Raw genomic sequence first — 15,372 nt, 5'->3', positions numbered from 1 at the left:
CTAGAAATAACTTATTAGTATGTTTTACCGTTTAAGCGGAGCAATTCCAATTATTACATAACTAGGGGGATTTCTATATGAAAGCAAACTTGAAGATTCGAAATATCATTTTCATTTTAATCGGTTCCGCTATTTTTTCTTTCGGTATTGTGAATATCAATATTGAAAACCATCTTGCAGAGGGTGGATTTACCGGCATTACGCTATTATTATATTTTAAATTTTCACTTGATCCTTCCTATACAAACTTAATTTTAAACGTCCCTCTATTTTTCATTGGCTGGAAATTACTCGGCCGAACAACATTTTTATACACATTAATCGGTACATTTAGCGTCTCTTTATTCCTTTGGGTGTTTCAGCGCTACGAGGTTCTCAACTTACATTTAAACTTGCAAAATGATATGACACTGGCTGCTTTATTCGCTGGGGCATTTATCGGTATAGGACTTGGAATTATATTCAAATACGGCGGGACTACTGGCGGTGTTGATATTATCGCAAGGCTAGCTCATAAATATGTTGGCTGGAGTATGGGAAAAACGATGTTTATGTTTGATGCGGTCGTTATCATTATCTCTATTCTTACATATTTATCATACCGTGAAGGCATGTATACGTTAGTTGCTGTTTTTATCGGGGCTAAGGTTATTGATTTCATGCAAGAAGGAGCTTATGCAGCAAAAGGAGCAACTATTATTTCTGATAAAAACGATGAAATTGCTGCAAAAATTTTATCCGAAATGGAGCGCGGAGCAACCTTTTTAAAAGCAGTTGGATCCTATACAAAAATAGAACGTAATGTACTATATTGTGTTGTTGCTAAAAATGAAATCGTAAAATTAAAAAATATCATTATTTCAGTAGATCCACATGCCTTTGTCGCTGTAAGTGATGTACACGATGTTGTTGGTGAAGGATTTACATTAGATGAAAATAAAAAACCGTTACATAATTAAATTCAACTAGAAAAGCTCTTTAGCTTTTCTAGTTTTTTATTATAAATCTTTTAAGTTTCTCCAAATCCTCATAAATAAGCTCCAACAAACTCCGATTATAGAAAATAGAAGCTGGATGAAAGGTCGGAAAAATATGATATTCTTTTTCTGACCAAATAAATTCTGTACTGCCGCTATCTTTCAATCGCTGCACAGGTTGCTTTAACAATTCTCCATGCACATCCGTAATTTTATTGTTTTTACCAACTAAACGCTGTAATGCAATATTACCAAGTGTGACAATAACCGGCTGCTGTATAAATTCCAGTTCATAATCTAACAAAGGTGCATGGGCAAGTATCTCACCTTGATTCGGTGTTCTATTGTACTTCTTCTGTATTATTTCGCCATTTCGTTCCCTTTTCTCTCTCCACTTATACGGTCTACTCCGAACCGCACTCGTAATATATACTTCTTCCCTTGTAACGTGAATACGTTCTAAAAACTCCATTAAATGTTTTCCAGCTTTCCCGCTAAACGGGATACCATTATGAATTTCTGTTTCACCAGGTGCTTCTCCAACAAGCATTAATTTCGGATTTCTAGGGCCCTGTCCACTTAAAAAACCTTCTAATTGGTATGTAGCACTTCGCTCCCTCACTTGTTTAACTAAATGATCTGGATATTCTATGTCTGTCACCTTCTTTCATCATTCCATACTTATCTTTTTTTAACTAGTTCTATACCCCATATTCTCTCTATTATTTCCATTTGTAACATGTTATAAGATTCAATCCACAAAACAAAAAAAGACTATCATAATTGATAGTCTTTAATCGTCGCTACGCTGCATACCAGTATAAATTAATACGAGACGTAATAATTCAAATACCGCTACAGCAGCTGCTGCTACATATGTTAATGCTGCCGCATTTAATACTTTACGAGCTTGACCGTACTCATCTGTCGATACGATACCAAGTGCTTCAATTTGTTGCATTGCACGTTTTGATGCATCAAACTCAACTGGTAATGTAACAAGTTGGAAAATAACACCTGCTGCCATTAAAATAATTCCTAGTAACAACAAACCAGACATTTGTGCAAATACACCAATTAGGACAAAAACCCATGACATGTTTGAACCAAAATTAGCAACTGGCACTAACGAATGGCGTACACGCATAAAGTTATAATCTTTCGCATCTTGAATTGCGTGTCCTACTTCATGTGCTGCTACAGCTGTACCAGCAACTGAATGACCATAATAGTTATCTGTCGATAATCTAACCGTCTTTACACGCGGGTCATAATGATCTGACAAATGACCTGGCGTTTCTTCTACGGCTACATTGTACAATCCATTTTCATCTAAAATTTTTCGAGCCACTTCCGCTCCTGTCATACCTGATGTTGAATAAACTTGTGAATACTTGCTATAGGCACTACGTACTTTTGACTGTGCATACAACGGTATGATCAAAATGATCGCGAAGTAAATTAAATAAAACATCATAAACCTCCATTGAAGTTTTAATTATAGTACTTCTCATTCTATTTTTTTCTTCCACCGTTGTCAATAAATAAACCTTACAATCCGTATCTTTATTTATGCGCATTATCTATCTTTAGAATGCAAGTTACTTCTCCGCTTCTCTCTCTCCCCTTTATACTTTCTCCATCCAACATACGTTAAAGTGAACAAAATAAGTCCTCCAGTAATTGTCATAAACCAAATGAGCGAGGGAGCAATCTCATCTTTTTTTACTGTATGAAATATTTTTTGCAAATCACCTTTAATAATCCCTAGTTGCATTTGTCCACCTTTCGTTTTTAACATAACGTTACGAAATTCATCCAAATAAGATAAATGTGCATTTACACGCTGCGCTTCGTTTTCTGGCAGAGCAATCATTAAACTAGGATAAATAATATTAAATTCATTTAAAAATGTATTTAGCGTCTGTTGGAATTGCCCATCATCGTCTTTTTCCATCGCTTTTTCTACTTGAGAAAAAGCATTCATTATCTTTCTTTCTCTTTCCATCCAAAGTGGCTGATATTTAGATACTTGCGCATCAACAGCAAGTTGTAACGCTAACACATTATCAACTTTAACTTGCCTATCTAAATCTTCCGAGAGAGATTGTTTCGCCTTATCGTATGCTAAAGAAACCACTCTAATTTGTCCCGGAATTACTTTTGAATTATTTTCATTCTCCTTTGATAGAAACTGCTCTGAGAAATGGTGCAGTACTTGTATTGCCTTCTCATCTTCTTTTTTCTTCACTAACTGTAAAGAATCATCTAGTAATCCAGTTAGTTCACTCCACTCTTCAGCATATATACGTACTGGAAACATTATAATTAGAAATGCTATCAGTCCAATTAATGTTCTCTTCATCCCGGTCCCCCCTATAACTACTAGTACAAAATATGTGGAATTGGACAAGAATAGAACAGAACAAAACCAAAAAATATATTATCTCTATGAAAACAAAAAAATTCTCTTTAAACAGAGAATTTTTTCTTTGAAACCCTTTTCTTTTTCACTAAATATTTATACACACTGTAACAAAGTATGCTACCACCTAAAATCAATAATAAAATAACACATGCAGCATGCATAAAGAATTCTTCCGGTAACATTAAAATAACCGGATCTGTTTCAATATCAAACATCCAATAATCATTGCTAAATAAAAGCTTATGAAATAATACGAAACTCTTTTCAAAATTAATAGCAATTGGTAACGTAAGAGCTATTGGAAAAATAATTGTAAGAATCGCTCCGTGAAGTAAAAACTTTTCTTTTTTCTTTTTTAATAAATACGCTCCTCCTAATACAGCAATTACAATCGTCCCGTACATTATATATTGAATCTTTACTAAAACATTTTTAACATCTACAAAATGAATGCGTCCATTTGTGGACATATCTAATGTCGGCAATTGTAATGCACCTTCATAAAACGGCGATAAATATGTAATAAGCACATCATAGTTTCTCTTAATTTCATCTTTCGTCATATCCGCTAAATCTGGAATATTTAAAAAATCAATTTCAAAATAATACAACCATTTTCCATATACAACTACCGTTGTCGCGAGAGCGAAAACAGAAAATGCTATGCTATAGGAAACTACTAAAGTGATCAATCGATCCAATATGTTTATACCACTCTTATTTTTCTTCATTTTCTCCCCCTAAATGTCCTCACCATCATAAAGAAAACTGTTTTCGGTTCTCACGTAAGCAATAATAATATGTAATACACAGTACAGCAATACTTAACCAAAACGTAAAATAACCAATTTTCTCTACAAACAAATGCATAATCCCGTATCTCGGCATTTGCCAAAATAAATAATCAATTGCATCATTATGTAATGTCCATATGCCAGCTACAGTGAAGTGCCATTTTTTTATCCGATAAAACGGAGCATATAACATTCCCTGCACTGCCATCGCAAAATGAGATAACATTAACATATATCCCATAAGGCCAATAGGACCTTTTACATAAATCGTAATTGCATTTACAACAACAGCCCAAACACCATATTTTATTAAAGTAACTATCGCTAACGCTTCTATTAACCCCCAGTTCTTCTTCATCAAAAAAGCAATTAAAACAAAGACAAAAAAGAGAGTCGCCATAGGGCTATCTGGTACAAACGGCCAAAATATAGGTGAGGTTTCTTTTAATTGATTTCCATACCATATGAATCCGTAGATTGTACCTAATATGTTAACAACCAATAAAAATAATAGTACCGAACGTTGCCTTAACATTGCATACAAGTAAACCAAGCTGTATGTCCAACACCTTTCAAACAAAGTAATTCTTTCATCGAACTCTACTCTATTATATAGCAAACTTTCCGTCATCAAAATAAAAAGCTGACTACAGATTTTGTAGTCAGCTTTTCTATTATTTTTTATTATACTTTGCAACGAATTCCGAGAGCTTTTTCAGTTCTTCATCTGTACCTTTAAATACACCTTTCGGCATTGAACCTTTTCCCTCTTTCGCAATTTTAGCGATTTCTTCAGGTTTTAAAGTTAAGTTTTGCAAAGCTGGTGCTGCCGCCCCGCCTTGTAAATTATCACCATGACATGTTAAACAAGTATTTTTTTGCATTAACTTGTAGCCGTCATCATTTTTATCAACTGGTGCTGTTTTTACAATTGCACCTTGTTTTTTTGCAGCTTCCCAGTCGTGGTGTGCTACAGATTCCCAAGTTAAAAAAATAATCGATGCAATTGCTAAAAGCATAAACCCAGTTGCTACAGGACGCTTCAATGGCGCTCTTTCTGGGCCTCGATCTAGAAACGGAGCTAATAGTAACGCTCCAAACGCAATCCCCGGCATAATAAACGCACCAATTACAGTAAATGAGCCTGAAGCATATGAATACTTTAATAACTGATACAAGAATAAGAAATACCAATCTGGAAGTGGTATATATCCTGCATCTGTAGGATCCGCCATTCTCTCAAGCGGTGACGGATGCGCCACTGTTAAACATAAATAACCGACTAAAAAAACTGCACCAACCATCCATTCTTTTAACAAGAAATTCGGCCAAAACGCTTCTGTTTTCCCTGGATATTCAGAATAATCTTTTGGAATATTTGGTTTCCGGGCTACTGGTACCCGAGAATCTCCTACAAACTTCATCCCTTTGCCGCGATGCATAATCTCCCTCCTTTTGTTCTTTCCCCTTTAATTTAGCAATCTCTTATAGCGGACCGGAAATACCTTGTTTGCGAATCATGATGAAGTGGAAGGCCATTAAACCTAGAAGTGCTGCTGGTAAGAAGAAGACGTGAATAGCAAAGAAGCGAGTTAATGTTTGAGCGCCAACAATTTCAGAATGGCCAGCAAGTAATGTTTTAATATAAGGACCAATGAGCGGCGTTTGCTCTGCGATTTGAATCCCTACTTTCGTAGCAAATAACGCTTTCATATCCCACGGTAATAAATATCCGGTAAAACCAAGACCTAACATAACAAAGAAAATAAGAACACCAACAATCCAGTTTAACTCACGAGGCTTTTTATACGCACCTTGGAAGAAAACTCTGAGTGTATGTAAAAACATCATTACAATTACGAGACTGGCACCCCAGTGGTGCATACCACGAACAATTTGCCCGTAAGCTACTTCATTTTGTAAATAATAAACCGACTCCCAAGCATTTTTAATATCCGGCACATAATACATCGTCAAAAACATTCCGGACAAAATTTGAATTACAGTAACGAAAAAGGTAAGTCCTCCAAAGCAATAGACGAATGCAGAAAAGTGATGTGCCGGGTTAACATGCTCAGGTACTTCATGATCAGCGATATCACGCCATATCGGTGTAATATCTAAACGTTCGTCTACCCAATCATAAATTTTATTTAACATCTACTTTGCACCCCCTCTTGGCTTCGCTTTTCCTAAATACAGCGTTCCATCTTTCACTTTGGATTCGTATACGTCAAGCGGAGCAAGAGGCGGTGTGCCTTTAATGTTCATCCCATCTTTTGTGTAACGTCCCCCGTGACACGGGCAAAAGAATTGATTAGGATGTGCTTTGTCCGAATTCCAGTTCACTGTGCAACCTAAATGTTTACACACTGGAGAAAACGCAACAATGTCTCCGCTTTCATCTTTATGCACCCAAGCAGATTTTGGCTCTTCAGACTTGTACCATCCGTCAACCTGCTTCACCTTAAAATCGAAGCGCTTCGGCTCTGTTGTAATATCCTTTACTTGTCCAACAGCAACCATATCTGTTCCCGCTTCTTTTCTTAACACCGGATCAAGCGCAAACCGCGTCATCGGCATTAAAATACCCGCCGCCATAAAGCCTCCTACCCCTGTAAGTGTGTAATTTAAAAACTGTCTTCTTGACACACGATGTTCTTTCTCGCTCACGAAAATTTCCCCCCTCTATCAGAAATTGTCCCCTCGTGAAAAAATTATATAAAAAATAAAAACTAGGACACTATCATGATATAATACCCTCTTGTATAGGTCAATATCATACTACTCATAATAATAAGAACTTTCTGTTTATTATTGTTTTATCCATCCTTCTTCCAACATTTCCATAATATTTTTTATGTGAGCACGAATAACTTCCCTTTTTGCTTGGTCACTAAATTGTTCTAATGATAACGACGGAAACCAAAATAAATCACCCTGCAACTCTTGCATATCTTCTTTCCATGAAAAATCACTTGTCACATAGGCAATATGCTTAAAACCTTGCCTTTGCAAATGATCTGTCCATTCTTGCAAACGGTCTTTTTCATTCTTTTGGCTCTCTACCAAATACGTAAATGCGGGCAGTAAAAGCACTCTTCCTTTATACTCCCTTTCCAACTCCATACTCAAAGCCTCAATAAATTCACCTTGCTCTACAACCATTTTCATTTCTTTTGCTGCCGAAATTGACAAAAGGGGTATAATCCCTGTATCTACATATTCCCTTGCTTGCTCAAACTGTTCCACATCTTTTACAATCCATTTCATCCTTTCTCCCTCCTTCACTTTAAATAACAGAACTTTCACTTTATATATATTAAACCATACTAAAAGAGGTAAAAAAAGAAAAACTACCTAATAATAAGTAGTTTTTCTTAAAAAATCTGAAATTTGTAAAAAATAAATAATTAAAATAAATTCTATAAAGTTTTTAACTCCGCTGTTAACTTATGAAATGCTTCCTTATCTTGCTTATCCAGCGCTTCATCAATTTGTTTCAAAAGACGTTCTCTTCTAAATGAGAATACACTTTCTTCTAAAAATCGTTCTGCAAGTAAACGATCCTTTTCATTTACTTCAATATGCTTTGGTAAATATGGATTGTCTTCTAATACAGCTACATAATTTGCATTTTGGAACGAAGATTTAAAATTAAGCTGAATATAAATATCCTCATCTCGATTCAAACGAATATCATGAAACGATTTTTCAGCATCTGTTGTCATAACATTTTGTTTAAAAAAGTGAAACGGTGTGTCCTTCACGCAATTTGCTGACATTACTAAGCCACGCGGACAATATTTTGCATGCTCTACGAAGTGGACTTTATGCATTAATTGATCGTGACTCATTAAATAATTCAAAATCCATACACATTCACGCTGTTTCAGTTGGTAATTATTCAAAAACCATTTTACAAAATCCTTCTTCTCGTTTACAGAAACAGGGGTATTCATAGCGATTAAGTCCCTCCTCTGTCTTTCTCTTTTCTTTTTAGATTCAAGAAGCGGCATTCAGTTTCCTTCCAACTTATGAAAAATCCTCTAAATTATATAACAATTCTTCAATATGAATTTGTGTCGGGTCTAGTTGTATTAACTGCGTAAATACTTCTTTCGCCTCTTTTCGCATTCCTTCTTCTAATAAGAAATAACCGTACTCTTCCAAGAAATCTGGATGATTCTTAAAAGAAGTATATGCACTTTCATAGTGTTTTAATGCATCCGAATACATTTCTAATTGTTTTTTTGCAAATGCAAGATCCCAAAGTAGTTGTGTATCTGGTTCCCCACTGTCAATTGTACGCTCTATAACTGCAATTAGCTCTTCGTATTTCTCTTGTTCTTTTAAGATATACGCATATTTTAATGTCGCACCTAAATGTCCCGGATCTAGCTCCAGCGCTTTTTGCAGCACTTCTTCTGCCTCCGCTATTTTACCTAATTTCGCTGCAATATTCGCTAATTCTACATAGAAAGGAACAGAAAGCTCATCTACCTTAATTCCTTCTTGAAGTGTTTCATAGCTTTCTTGAAGCATGCCTTCTTTTTCATAGCTTTTCGCTAAATACATGTATAACGATGCATACTCAGGATCTAATTCTTTTAATTCTTGCCAAGCACCAATTGCTCTTTGATATTCTTCCCCTTGGTATAATGTGAAGGCATATCCAAATAGTGAATGAATATCTTTTTGCTCTTCTAACCCCGCTTCATAGTAAGAGATTGCCTCTTCCCAGTTTCCAATAGCACTTAAAGTTTCTGCTAGACGAAGCGCAATGACGACACCACCCATAACTTTATGTTCTGCTAGTAACGATTCATAATAAGTGATCGCCTTTTGCTCTTCACCTTTACTACTATATAATTCTGCTAACCCAAACGTAATAACAGATTCGTCTGGCATCATTTCTTTCGCCTTTAATAGTTTTTGTTCTGCTACATCATCAAAACCTTGCATTTGGAATAAATCCGCAACAAGTAATAGCGATTGAACATATAAATCATCGTTTTCTGGAATATCATGAAGCACTTCAATCGCTTCATCTTCTTTATCTAGATCAATATATAATTCTGCTAAAAATACCGTAAATTCACTTTCTTCTGGATATAGCAAGCGTAAATCATCAATAATTGCTAACGCCTCGTCCATAAACCCAAGTGTATGATAGTAACGAGCGATATCATACTTCTCTTCATCATTAGCAACTCGTAGTTGTTCTTTTAATAATTGTAATCCTTTTTCTGCTTCACCGTTTTCAATATAAGAAACAGCTTGTTCAAACTTTTGCATAAACGTCTCCTTTAATTCAAAAAATATTCTCTTCTGTTCATTTATCATAAGCAACTAGGTGTAAGAACGCAACCTTTTGAGTAAACTGCCTCTTCCTATACTTTCTCTTATAGCGCAGCTAATTGTTCAAAAAATTCCGGATACGATACAGCGACCGCATCACTATTCTCTATTTTCACTTCTCCATCTATAATACACGATGCGATTGCAAGCATCATTCCAATACGATGATCGCCGTGACTATTAACAGTATTTCCTTTTAAACTTTGTTTACCATATATAATCATACCATCTGGTGTAGCTTCAATCTTCGCACCTAATTTGCCTAATTCATCTACAACCGTATCGATACGATTTGTTTCTTTTACTTTTAACTCCTCAGCGTTTTTAATAACAGTAATTCCTTCTGCCTGCGTTGCCAATAAAGCAATTACAGGAATTTCATCAATTAATCTTGGAATAAGAGTTCCACCAATTTCTATTCCTTTTAGTTTAGATGTTTCAATCGTAATATCCCCGCACGGTTCAAACTCTTCATTTCTAATATGATCGATAGAAATAAGTGCACCCATCTTTGTTAATACATCTAAAATCCCTGTTCTCGTCGGATTTAAACCAACGTTTTCCAATACAAGCTTACTATTTTGGACAATTGCACCAGCTACTAAGAAAAATGCCGCCGAAGAAATATCTCCTGGAACTTCTATGTCTGCACCTTTAAGTTGTTGTCCACCTTGTAATGAAACGGTCCGTCCATTAACATCTACGGTACAACCGAATGCACGTAACATTCTTTCCGTATGATCACGAGATTGCATAGGCTCTGTTACCGTAGTTACACCTTCCCCTTGCAAGCCCGCAAGTAAAACTGCTGACTTCACTTGTGCACTTGCTACTGGTGAATGATAATGTATACCTTTCACTTCTCCGCCGCGAATAGATAAAGGGGTGTATTGTCCATCTTCTCTACCATCGATTTGAGCATTCATCTTCCTAAGCGGGTCTGTAACACGTTTCATAGGACGTTTTCCAATTGATGCATCACCAATTATCGTACTATGGAACGGCGTATTTGCTAAAATCCCAAGCATAAGACGAATAGTCGTCCCTGAATTCCCCACATCTAATACTTCTTTCGGTTCTTGTAAATTATGTAATCCTTTACCGTAAATCGTGACATCGTTACCACTCTGTTCAATCTGGATACCTAGTTTTTGAAAACATGCAATTGTACTTAAACAATCTTCTCCTAATAAAAAATTTGATACTTTCGTCGTCCCTTCCGCTATCGCTCCAAACATAACAGAGCGATGCGAAATAGATTTATCTCCTGGAACAACAATTTTCCCATTCAAACTATTTTTTCGTCCTACTAGTTTCAAACCGTATCCTCCTCACATTTTAAATAAGTTATATGTACAATAATTCTTCTTATACGTCTACTTCTATTGTAACGTTTTCTTTCTTGAACGTGCAAACAACTCCCCTTATTGCAGTGCAAATGAAAAAGGCTCCTGTAACAGGAGCCTTTTTCATTTCTTAAGAATACGTTTCTTCTTTCTTCACTTGTTCTTTTACAAGTTCCGTAAGCAATTCAATAATCTCATCATTTTCTTCTTTTAATCCAACAGTAATACGAATACCATCATGTATACCAAATGCTGCACCAGAACGAACGATATATCCTTTTTTCATTAATCGTTCGAAAGCTTCATTACCAGGTATACCGAGTTTCAAGAAAATGAAATTCGTTTGAGATGGATAGTAGAATACGTTATATTCCTTACAAAATGCATAATATTGATTTAATCCTTCGGCATTTTTCTTCACACACTCTTGTAAAAACTGTTGATCCTCTATTGCCGCTAATGCTACCGCTTGGGCGATCGTTGATGTGTTAAATGGTAGTCTCGCTACCTCTAGCTGCCCAATAAGCTTTGCATCCCCAATCGCATATCCAATACGAAAAGCAGCTAATCCATATGCTTTTGAGAATGTGCGTAGCACCATAAGATTTTCGTACTTTTCAAGAAGAGGCAATGTTTGCGGATAATCTTCTGCCCCAGCATATTCATAATATGCTTCGTCCATAATAACGAGCGCTGACTTTGGAACTGATTCTAAAAATGAAAGTAATTTTTGTTTTTCTACATATGTACCTGTCGGATTATTCGGATTACAAATCCATACAATCTTCGTTTTCTCATCTACTTGCTGTAACATTGCATCTAAATTGTGAATACCATTTTCTAGTGGTACTTCCCGAACTTCCGCGCTTTCAATAACAGCATGGTGATAATATTGTGAGAACGTAGGATTCGCCATTACAACATTTGTTCCGTTATGTAGCAAAGCGCGACTAATCATTTGAATGACTTCATCTAATCCACTACCAAATAAAAGTTGTTCTGCTTTTACACCTAAATGCTCTGCTACTTTCTCACGAAGCTCAAAAGCCGCCCCGTCCGGGTAGAGTGCATGTTGATTGGCTAACGAAGTTAATGCTTCTGTCACACGCGCAGAGCAGCCAAACGGATTTTCATTCGATGCTAACTTCACAATTTTTGACAATCCATATTCTCTTTTTACTTCCTCAATATTTTTCCCAGGTACATATGCTCTCAAAGTTAACAATTGCTCTTTTACTCTCACTTTTCTTCCCCCAGTCATTGATATGATTTATAATTCCTTACTATCATCTTTAATCATAACCGTCACCATTACGAGAATACCTTTAAATATACATTTCATACCTGTTCTACAACTTTTTTAGACCATATCCTTTTGAAATGCTTCTAACGCAATATGAACAGTCTCATCTGAAATAGATACGACATTCACTCCCCCATATTCCTGCATAAGCACCATATGAATTGTTCCAGCATTTGCTTTTTTATCTTGTTTCATCAACTGAACGAGACGTTCTACATTCAAGTCACTTGGCATTTTTGGATAACCGTATTTCAAGAACCACTGCTTCATTTCTTCATAAGAAAGATCAATTTTGTACACTTGCTCACTTAAAAACATGGCAAATAGCATGCCAACCGCTACTCCATCACCGTGAGTGATATTTCCATATCCTAACTCTTTTTCAAGAGCATGTCCTAACGTATGCCCAAAATTCAAATGGGCACGTACACCTTTTTCTGTTTCGTCTTGCGACACAATATTCGCTTTCACAGGAATCGCCTTCGTTAATATATGAATTAACTTTTCATCACGAAGATCCGTTAATGTTTGCACCTCTTCTTTTAACCAATGATATAGCTCTACATCACCAATAAGAGCATGCTTTATCACTTCTGCATAACCTGATCGCCACTCTTTTTCAGGAAGTGAATGTAAAAATGGCGTATGATATACAACAGCTTCTGGCTGATGAAACGCTCCAATCATATTTTTTCCTAGTGGATGGTTAATTGCTACTTTCCCGCCTACTGCGCTATCGTGAGCTAATAAAGTCGTTGGAACTTGGACAAAGCGAATACCACGCATAAACGACGCGGCAACAAATCCCGCCAAATCTCCAATCATTCCGCCTCCAAGTGCGATGATTAAAGAATTTCTATCTAATTTATTTTCAAGAGCCGAAGTGTGAGCCTCATAGAAATTTTCAAAAGACTTTTCTTTTTCGCCACTCGGTACAACAAACGAAAACACTTTTCGCTCTACTTGCAATGCATCAACAACTGTCTGTAAATGCAGTGATGCAACAGCTTCATCAGAAATGATCATTATGTTAGACACCGTAGGATCCATTTTTTGAATAAGCGTTGTTAAATGTAACAACGCCTCCCTTCCAACATGTACATCATATTCTTTTGATTTCGTTTGAATATGTATGTTCTCCATTAAAATCCCCTCGCATATTCATTATGTTTCTCAATATTTTCACGTATAAGATCGATACGATCTAATCCGAATTGTTCAATTAAAGCTGTTGCGAGCTCCCAAGCCACAACAGCTTCAGCCACAACGCTAGCTGCCGGTACTGCACAACTATCTGAACGTTCAATACTCGCTGTAAAAGGTTCTTTCGTATCAATATCAACACTTTGAAGCGGTTTATATAATGTCGGTATCGGTTTCATAACACCGCGCACAACAACCGGCATACCAGTTGTCATGCCACCTTCTAATCCACCTGCATTGTTCGTTTTTCTTCTGTACCCTTGCACTTCATCCCAAAGGATTTCATCATGCACTTCACTTCCAGGTCTATGTGCTGCTTCAAAACCAATTCCAATTTCAACACCTTTAAAAGCGTTAATACTCATAATTGCCGCTGCTAATTTTGCATCTAATTTTCTATCATAATGTACATAGCTACCTACTCCGATTGGCATTCCTTCTACAACTACTTCAACAATACCGCCAATAGAATCACCATTTGCCTTCGCATCATCAATTGCTTGCATCATCTTTTTACCTGCTTCTTTATCTAAACAACGTACAGGAGATGCTTCTGTAGTACTTTGTAATTCCGCAATAGAGTTATATTTAATATTTTCTACCTGTATACCACCAATCTCGACAACATGTCCCGCTACTTGTATACCTAATTCCGCTAATATTTTTTTTGCAACTGCACCAGCTGCAACACGAACTGTCGTTTCACGTGCGGAAGAACGCTCTAATACATTCCTCATATCTCTATGACCATATTTAATCGCACCATTTAAATCTGCGTGTCCAGGTCTAGGTTTCGTAACTTGCCTTTTCATTTCTTTCTCTTCCTGCTCAGTTAACGGCTCTGCACCCATAACCTTTGTCCAATGTGTAAAATCACGATTTTCAACAATAAGTGCAATCGGGGACCCCATCGTCTTCCCATGCCTAACACCACTTACAATTTGCACTTGGTCTTTCTCAATTTGCATGCGTCTACCGCGTCCATATCCTTTTTGTCTTCTAGCTAATTCTTCATTTATATCATTCGCTACTAAAGATAATCCTGCCGGAACACCTTCTAAAATTGTCGTAAGTTGCGGACCGTGGGATTCACCAGCTGTAATATATCGCATACGTTATTCCTCATTTCGCATATGTATTTATCCAGCTACATAAAGTAGCTATATTATCTTCCATCACTCTTTAAAATACAAAGAAAATATATAGTAAATCGAGTGTTTGCTTTCCCTACTTGTAATTATTTTATTATTTTCATAACAATAGATCTTTTACTTTACATACCAATATATCATAACAGTCCTAACTTCGTAACTGATCGAAATAAAAAAAAGTGCAAGAAGAATACCCCTATTCTTCCTGCACTTTTTACTATTATCACAGTTATTAAAGCGTTTACAAATTATTTCAAAATAATTAGTAAATCCATTGATTCATTAATTTTGAGTAGTCTACTAATTCTTCTTCCTTAAAGAAAATAGCAATCTCGCGCTCTGCACTTTCTAAAGAGTCCGAACCGTGGATTATGTTTTTCGCAACAGTTACACCGAAATCTCCGCGAATTGTTCCCATATCAGCTTCATGTGGTCGTGTTTTACCCATCATATTGCGTGCTGTATCTACTACATTTTCACCTTGCCATACCATTGCGAATACAGGGCCAGATGTAATAAAGTCTACTAATTCACCAAAGAAAGGTCTTTCTTTATGCTCACCGTAGTGTTGTTCAGCAATTTCCGGCGTAACTTGCATTAATTTTGCACCAACTAATTGAAAGCCCTTTTTCTCAAAACGAGCTACGATTTCCCCAATGAAGGCACGTTGTACACCGTCTGGTTTTACCATTAGAAATGTTTTTTCCATAAAAAATCTCTCCACTTCTGAATTATGTATGTAATTGTATATCCCCACACACATATTAACACCCTTATCACAATTGTGCAATAGTTTTGAAATAGAGAGA

17 protein-coding genes are annotated in these 15,372 nt (G+C 36.3%); 1 reads left to right on the top strand and 16 read right to left on the bottom strand.

Features of this window, described 5'->3' with window-relative positions; translation table 11 throughout:
* The first annotated feature begins 77 nt into the window (after positions 1-77).
* Entirely contained in the window at positions 78-959 is an 882-nt protein-coding gene (locus tag FT637_RS08540; protein ID WP_193645902.1) for a YitT family protein, read from the top strand.
* Between the two features lie 28 nt (positions 960-987).
* Here FT637_RS08540 and FT637_RS08535 read toward each other — a convergent pair whose 3' ends face one another.
* The 16 genes from FT637_RS08535 to ndk form a co-directional block, all read right to left on the bottom strand.
* Complete coding sequence (locus FT637_RS08535) at positions 988-1,638, bottom strand: uracil-DNA glycosylase (RefSeq protein WP_319805942.1); 651 nt, start codon at positions 1,636-1,638, stop codon at positions 988-990.
* A gap of 132 nt (positions 1,639-1,770) precedes the next feature.
* Positions 1,771-2,451, bottom strand: coding sequence for a zinc metallopeptidase (locus FT637_RS08530; protein WP_002086606.1), 681 nt, complete (start codon positions 2,449-2,451; stop codon positions 1,771-1,773).
* A gap of 105 nt (positions 2,452-2,556) precedes the next feature.
* On the bottom strand, positions 2,557-3,342 hold the full coding sequence (ypjB, locus tag FT637_RS08525; RefSeq protein ID WP_193645901.1) for a sporulation protein YpjB: 786 nt from the start codon (positions 3,340-3,342) through the stop codon (positions 2,557-2,559).
* A gap of 107 nt (positions 3,343-3,449) precedes the next feature.
* Positions 3,450-4,136, bottom strand: a complete 687-nt coding sequence (locus FT637_RS08520) for a TIGR01906 family membrane protein (RefSeq protein WP_193645900.1) — start codon at positions 4,134-4,136, stop codon at positions 3,450-3,452.
* A gap of 25 nt (positions 4,137-4,161) precedes the next feature.
* Positions 4,162-4,752 (bottom strand): DUF1405 domain-containing protein, encoded by a 591-nt coding sequence (locus FT637_RS08515; protein ID WP_193645899.1) that lies wholly within the window; start codon positions 4,750-4,752, stop codon positions 4,162-4,164.
* Positions 4,753-4,873: 121 nt separating this feature from the next.
* Positions 4,874-5,641, bottom strand: coding sequence for a menaquinol-cytochrome c reductase cytochrome b/c subunit (qcrC, locus tag FT637_RS08510; RefSeq protein ID WP_193645898.1), 768 nt, complete (start codon positions 5,639-5,641; stop codon positions 4,874-4,876).
* Positions 5,642-5,684: 43 nt separating this feature from the next.
* Complete coding sequence (gene qcrB, locus FT637_RS08505; protein WP_000932700.1) at positions 5,685-6,359, bottom strand: menaquinol-cytochrome c reductase cytochrome b subunit; 675 nt, start codon at positions 6,357-6,359, stop codon at positions 5,685-5,687.
* Positions 6,360-6,872 carry a menaquinol-cytochrome c reductase iron-sulfur subunit gene (gene qcrA, locus FT637_RS08500; protein WP_085310093.1) on the bottom strand — a complete coding sequence of 171 codons (513 nt, stop codon included), beginning with the start codon at positions 6,870-6,872 and terminating at the stop codon, positions 6,360-6,362. It lies immediately after the preceding gene.
* A 141-nt stretch (positions 6,873-7,013) separates the two neighbouring features.
* The gene (locus FT637_RS08495) at positions 7,014-7,472 is read right to left on the bottom strand and encodes a YpiF family protein (RefSeq protein ID WP_193645897.1); all 459 of its coding nucleotides are present in this window, start codon (positions 7,470-7,472) and stop codon (positions 7,014-7,016) included.
* Positions 7,473-7,624: 152 nt separating this feature from the next.
* Entirely contained in the window at positions 7,625-8,161 is a 537-nt protein-coding gene (locus FT637_RS08490) for a ReoY family proteolytic degradation factor (protein ID WP_193645896.1), read from the bottom strand.
* 73 nt (positions 8,162-8,234) lie between these two features.
* Positions 8,235-9,497 (bottom strand): tetratricopeptide repeat protein, encoded by a 1,263-nt coding sequence (locus FT637_RS08485; protein ID WP_193645895.1) that lies wholly within the window; start codon positions 9,495-9,497, stop codon positions 8,235-8,237.
* Positions 9,498-9,604: 107 nt separating this feature from the next.
* Positions 9,605-10,879 (bottom strand): 3-phosphoshikimate 1-carboxyvinyltransferase, encoded by a 1,275-nt coding sequence (aroA, locus tag FT637_RS08480; RefSeq protein WP_193645894.1) that lies wholly within the window; start codon positions 10,877-10,879, stop codon positions 9,605-9,607.
* 157 nt (positions 10,880-11,036) lie between these two features.
* Positions 11,037-12,149 (bottom strand): histidinol-phosphate transaminase, encoded by a 1,113-nt coding sequence (hisC, locus tag FT637_RS08475; RefSeq protein WP_193645893.1) that lies wholly within the window; start codon positions 12,147-12,149, stop codon positions 11,037-11,039.
* Positions 12,150-12,266: 117 nt separating this feature from the next.
* Entirely contained in the window at positions 12,267-13,352 is a 1,086-nt protein-coding gene (gene aroB, locus FT637_RS08470) for a 3-dehydroquinate synthase (protein WP_193645892.1), read from the bottom strand.
* On the bottom strand, positions 13,352-14,524 hold the full coding sequence (aroC, locus tag FT637_RS08465) for a chorismate synthase (RefSeq protein ID WP_193645891.1): 1,173 nt from the start codon (positions 14,522-14,524) through the stop codon (positions 13,352-13,354). Before aroC ends, aroB begins: the two co-directional genes overlap by 1 nt.
* A gap of 301 nt (positions 14,525-14,825) precedes the next feature.
* Positions 14,826-15,272: a nucleoside-diphosphate kinase gene (gene ndk, locus FT637_RS08460; protein ID WP_002064527.1), complete on the bottom strand. Its 447-nt coding sequence runs from the start codon at positions 15,270-15,272 to the stop codon at positions 14,826-14,828.
* Between the last annotated feature and the right edge of the window lie 100 nt (positions 15,273-15,372).

This window comes from Bacillus cereus (assembly GCF_015071065.1).
Classification (GTDB): domain Bacteria; phylum Bacillota; class Bacilli; order Bacillales; family Bacillaceae_G; genus Bacillus_A; species Bacillus_A cereus_BA.
This window is presented reverse-complemented; position numbering and strand designations above follow the sequence as displayed.

Bases quoted from the DNA above. Each gene is read 5' to 3' on its own strand.
- FT637_RS08490 (WP_193645896.1), bottom strand. From the start codon at position 8,161: ATGAATACCCCTGTTTCTGTAAACGAGAAGAAGGATTTTGTAAAATGG.
- ypjB (WP_193645901.1), bottom strand. From the start codon at position 3,342: ATGAAGAGAACATTAATTGGACTGATAGCATTTCTAATTATAATGTTT.
- FT637_RS08485 (WP_193645895.1), bottom strand. From the start codon at position 9,497: ATGCAAAAGTTTGAACAAGCTGTTTCTTATATTGAAAACGGTGAAGCA.
- ndk (WP_002064527.1), bottom strand. From the start codon at position 15,272: ATGGAAAAAACATTTCTAATGGTAAAACCAGACGGTGTACAACGTGCC.
- aroB (WP_193645892.1), bottom strand. From the start codon at position 13,352: ATGGAGAACATACATATTCAAACGAAATCAAAAGAATATGATGTACAT.
- aroC (WP_193645891.1), bottom strand. From the start codon at position 14,524: ATGCGATATATTACAGCTGGTGAATCCCACGGTCCGCAACTTACGACA.
- FT637_RS08540 (WP_193645902.1), top strand. From the start codon at position 78: ATGAAAGCAAACTTGAAGATTCGAAATATCATTTTCATTTTAATCGGT.
- qcrB (WP_000932700.1), bottom strand. From the start codon at position 6,359: ATGTTAAATAAAATTTATGATTGGGTAGACGAACGTTTAGATATTACA.
- FT637_RS08530 (WP_002086606.1), bottom strand. From the start codon at position 2,451: ATGTTTTATTTAATTTACTTCGCGATCATTTTGATCATACCGTTGTAT.
- FT637_RS08520 (WP_193645900.1), bottom strand. From the start codon at position 4,136: ATGAAGAAAAATAAGAGTGGTATAAACATATTGGATCGATTGATCACT.
- qcrC (WP_193645898.1), bottom strand. From the start codon at position 5,641: ATGCATCGCGGCAAAGGGATGAAGTTTGTAGGAGATTCTCGGGTACCA.
- FT637_RS08495 (WP_193645897.1), bottom strand. From the start codon at position 7,472: ATGAAATGGATTGTAAAAGATGTGGAACAGTTTGAGCAAGCAAGGGAA.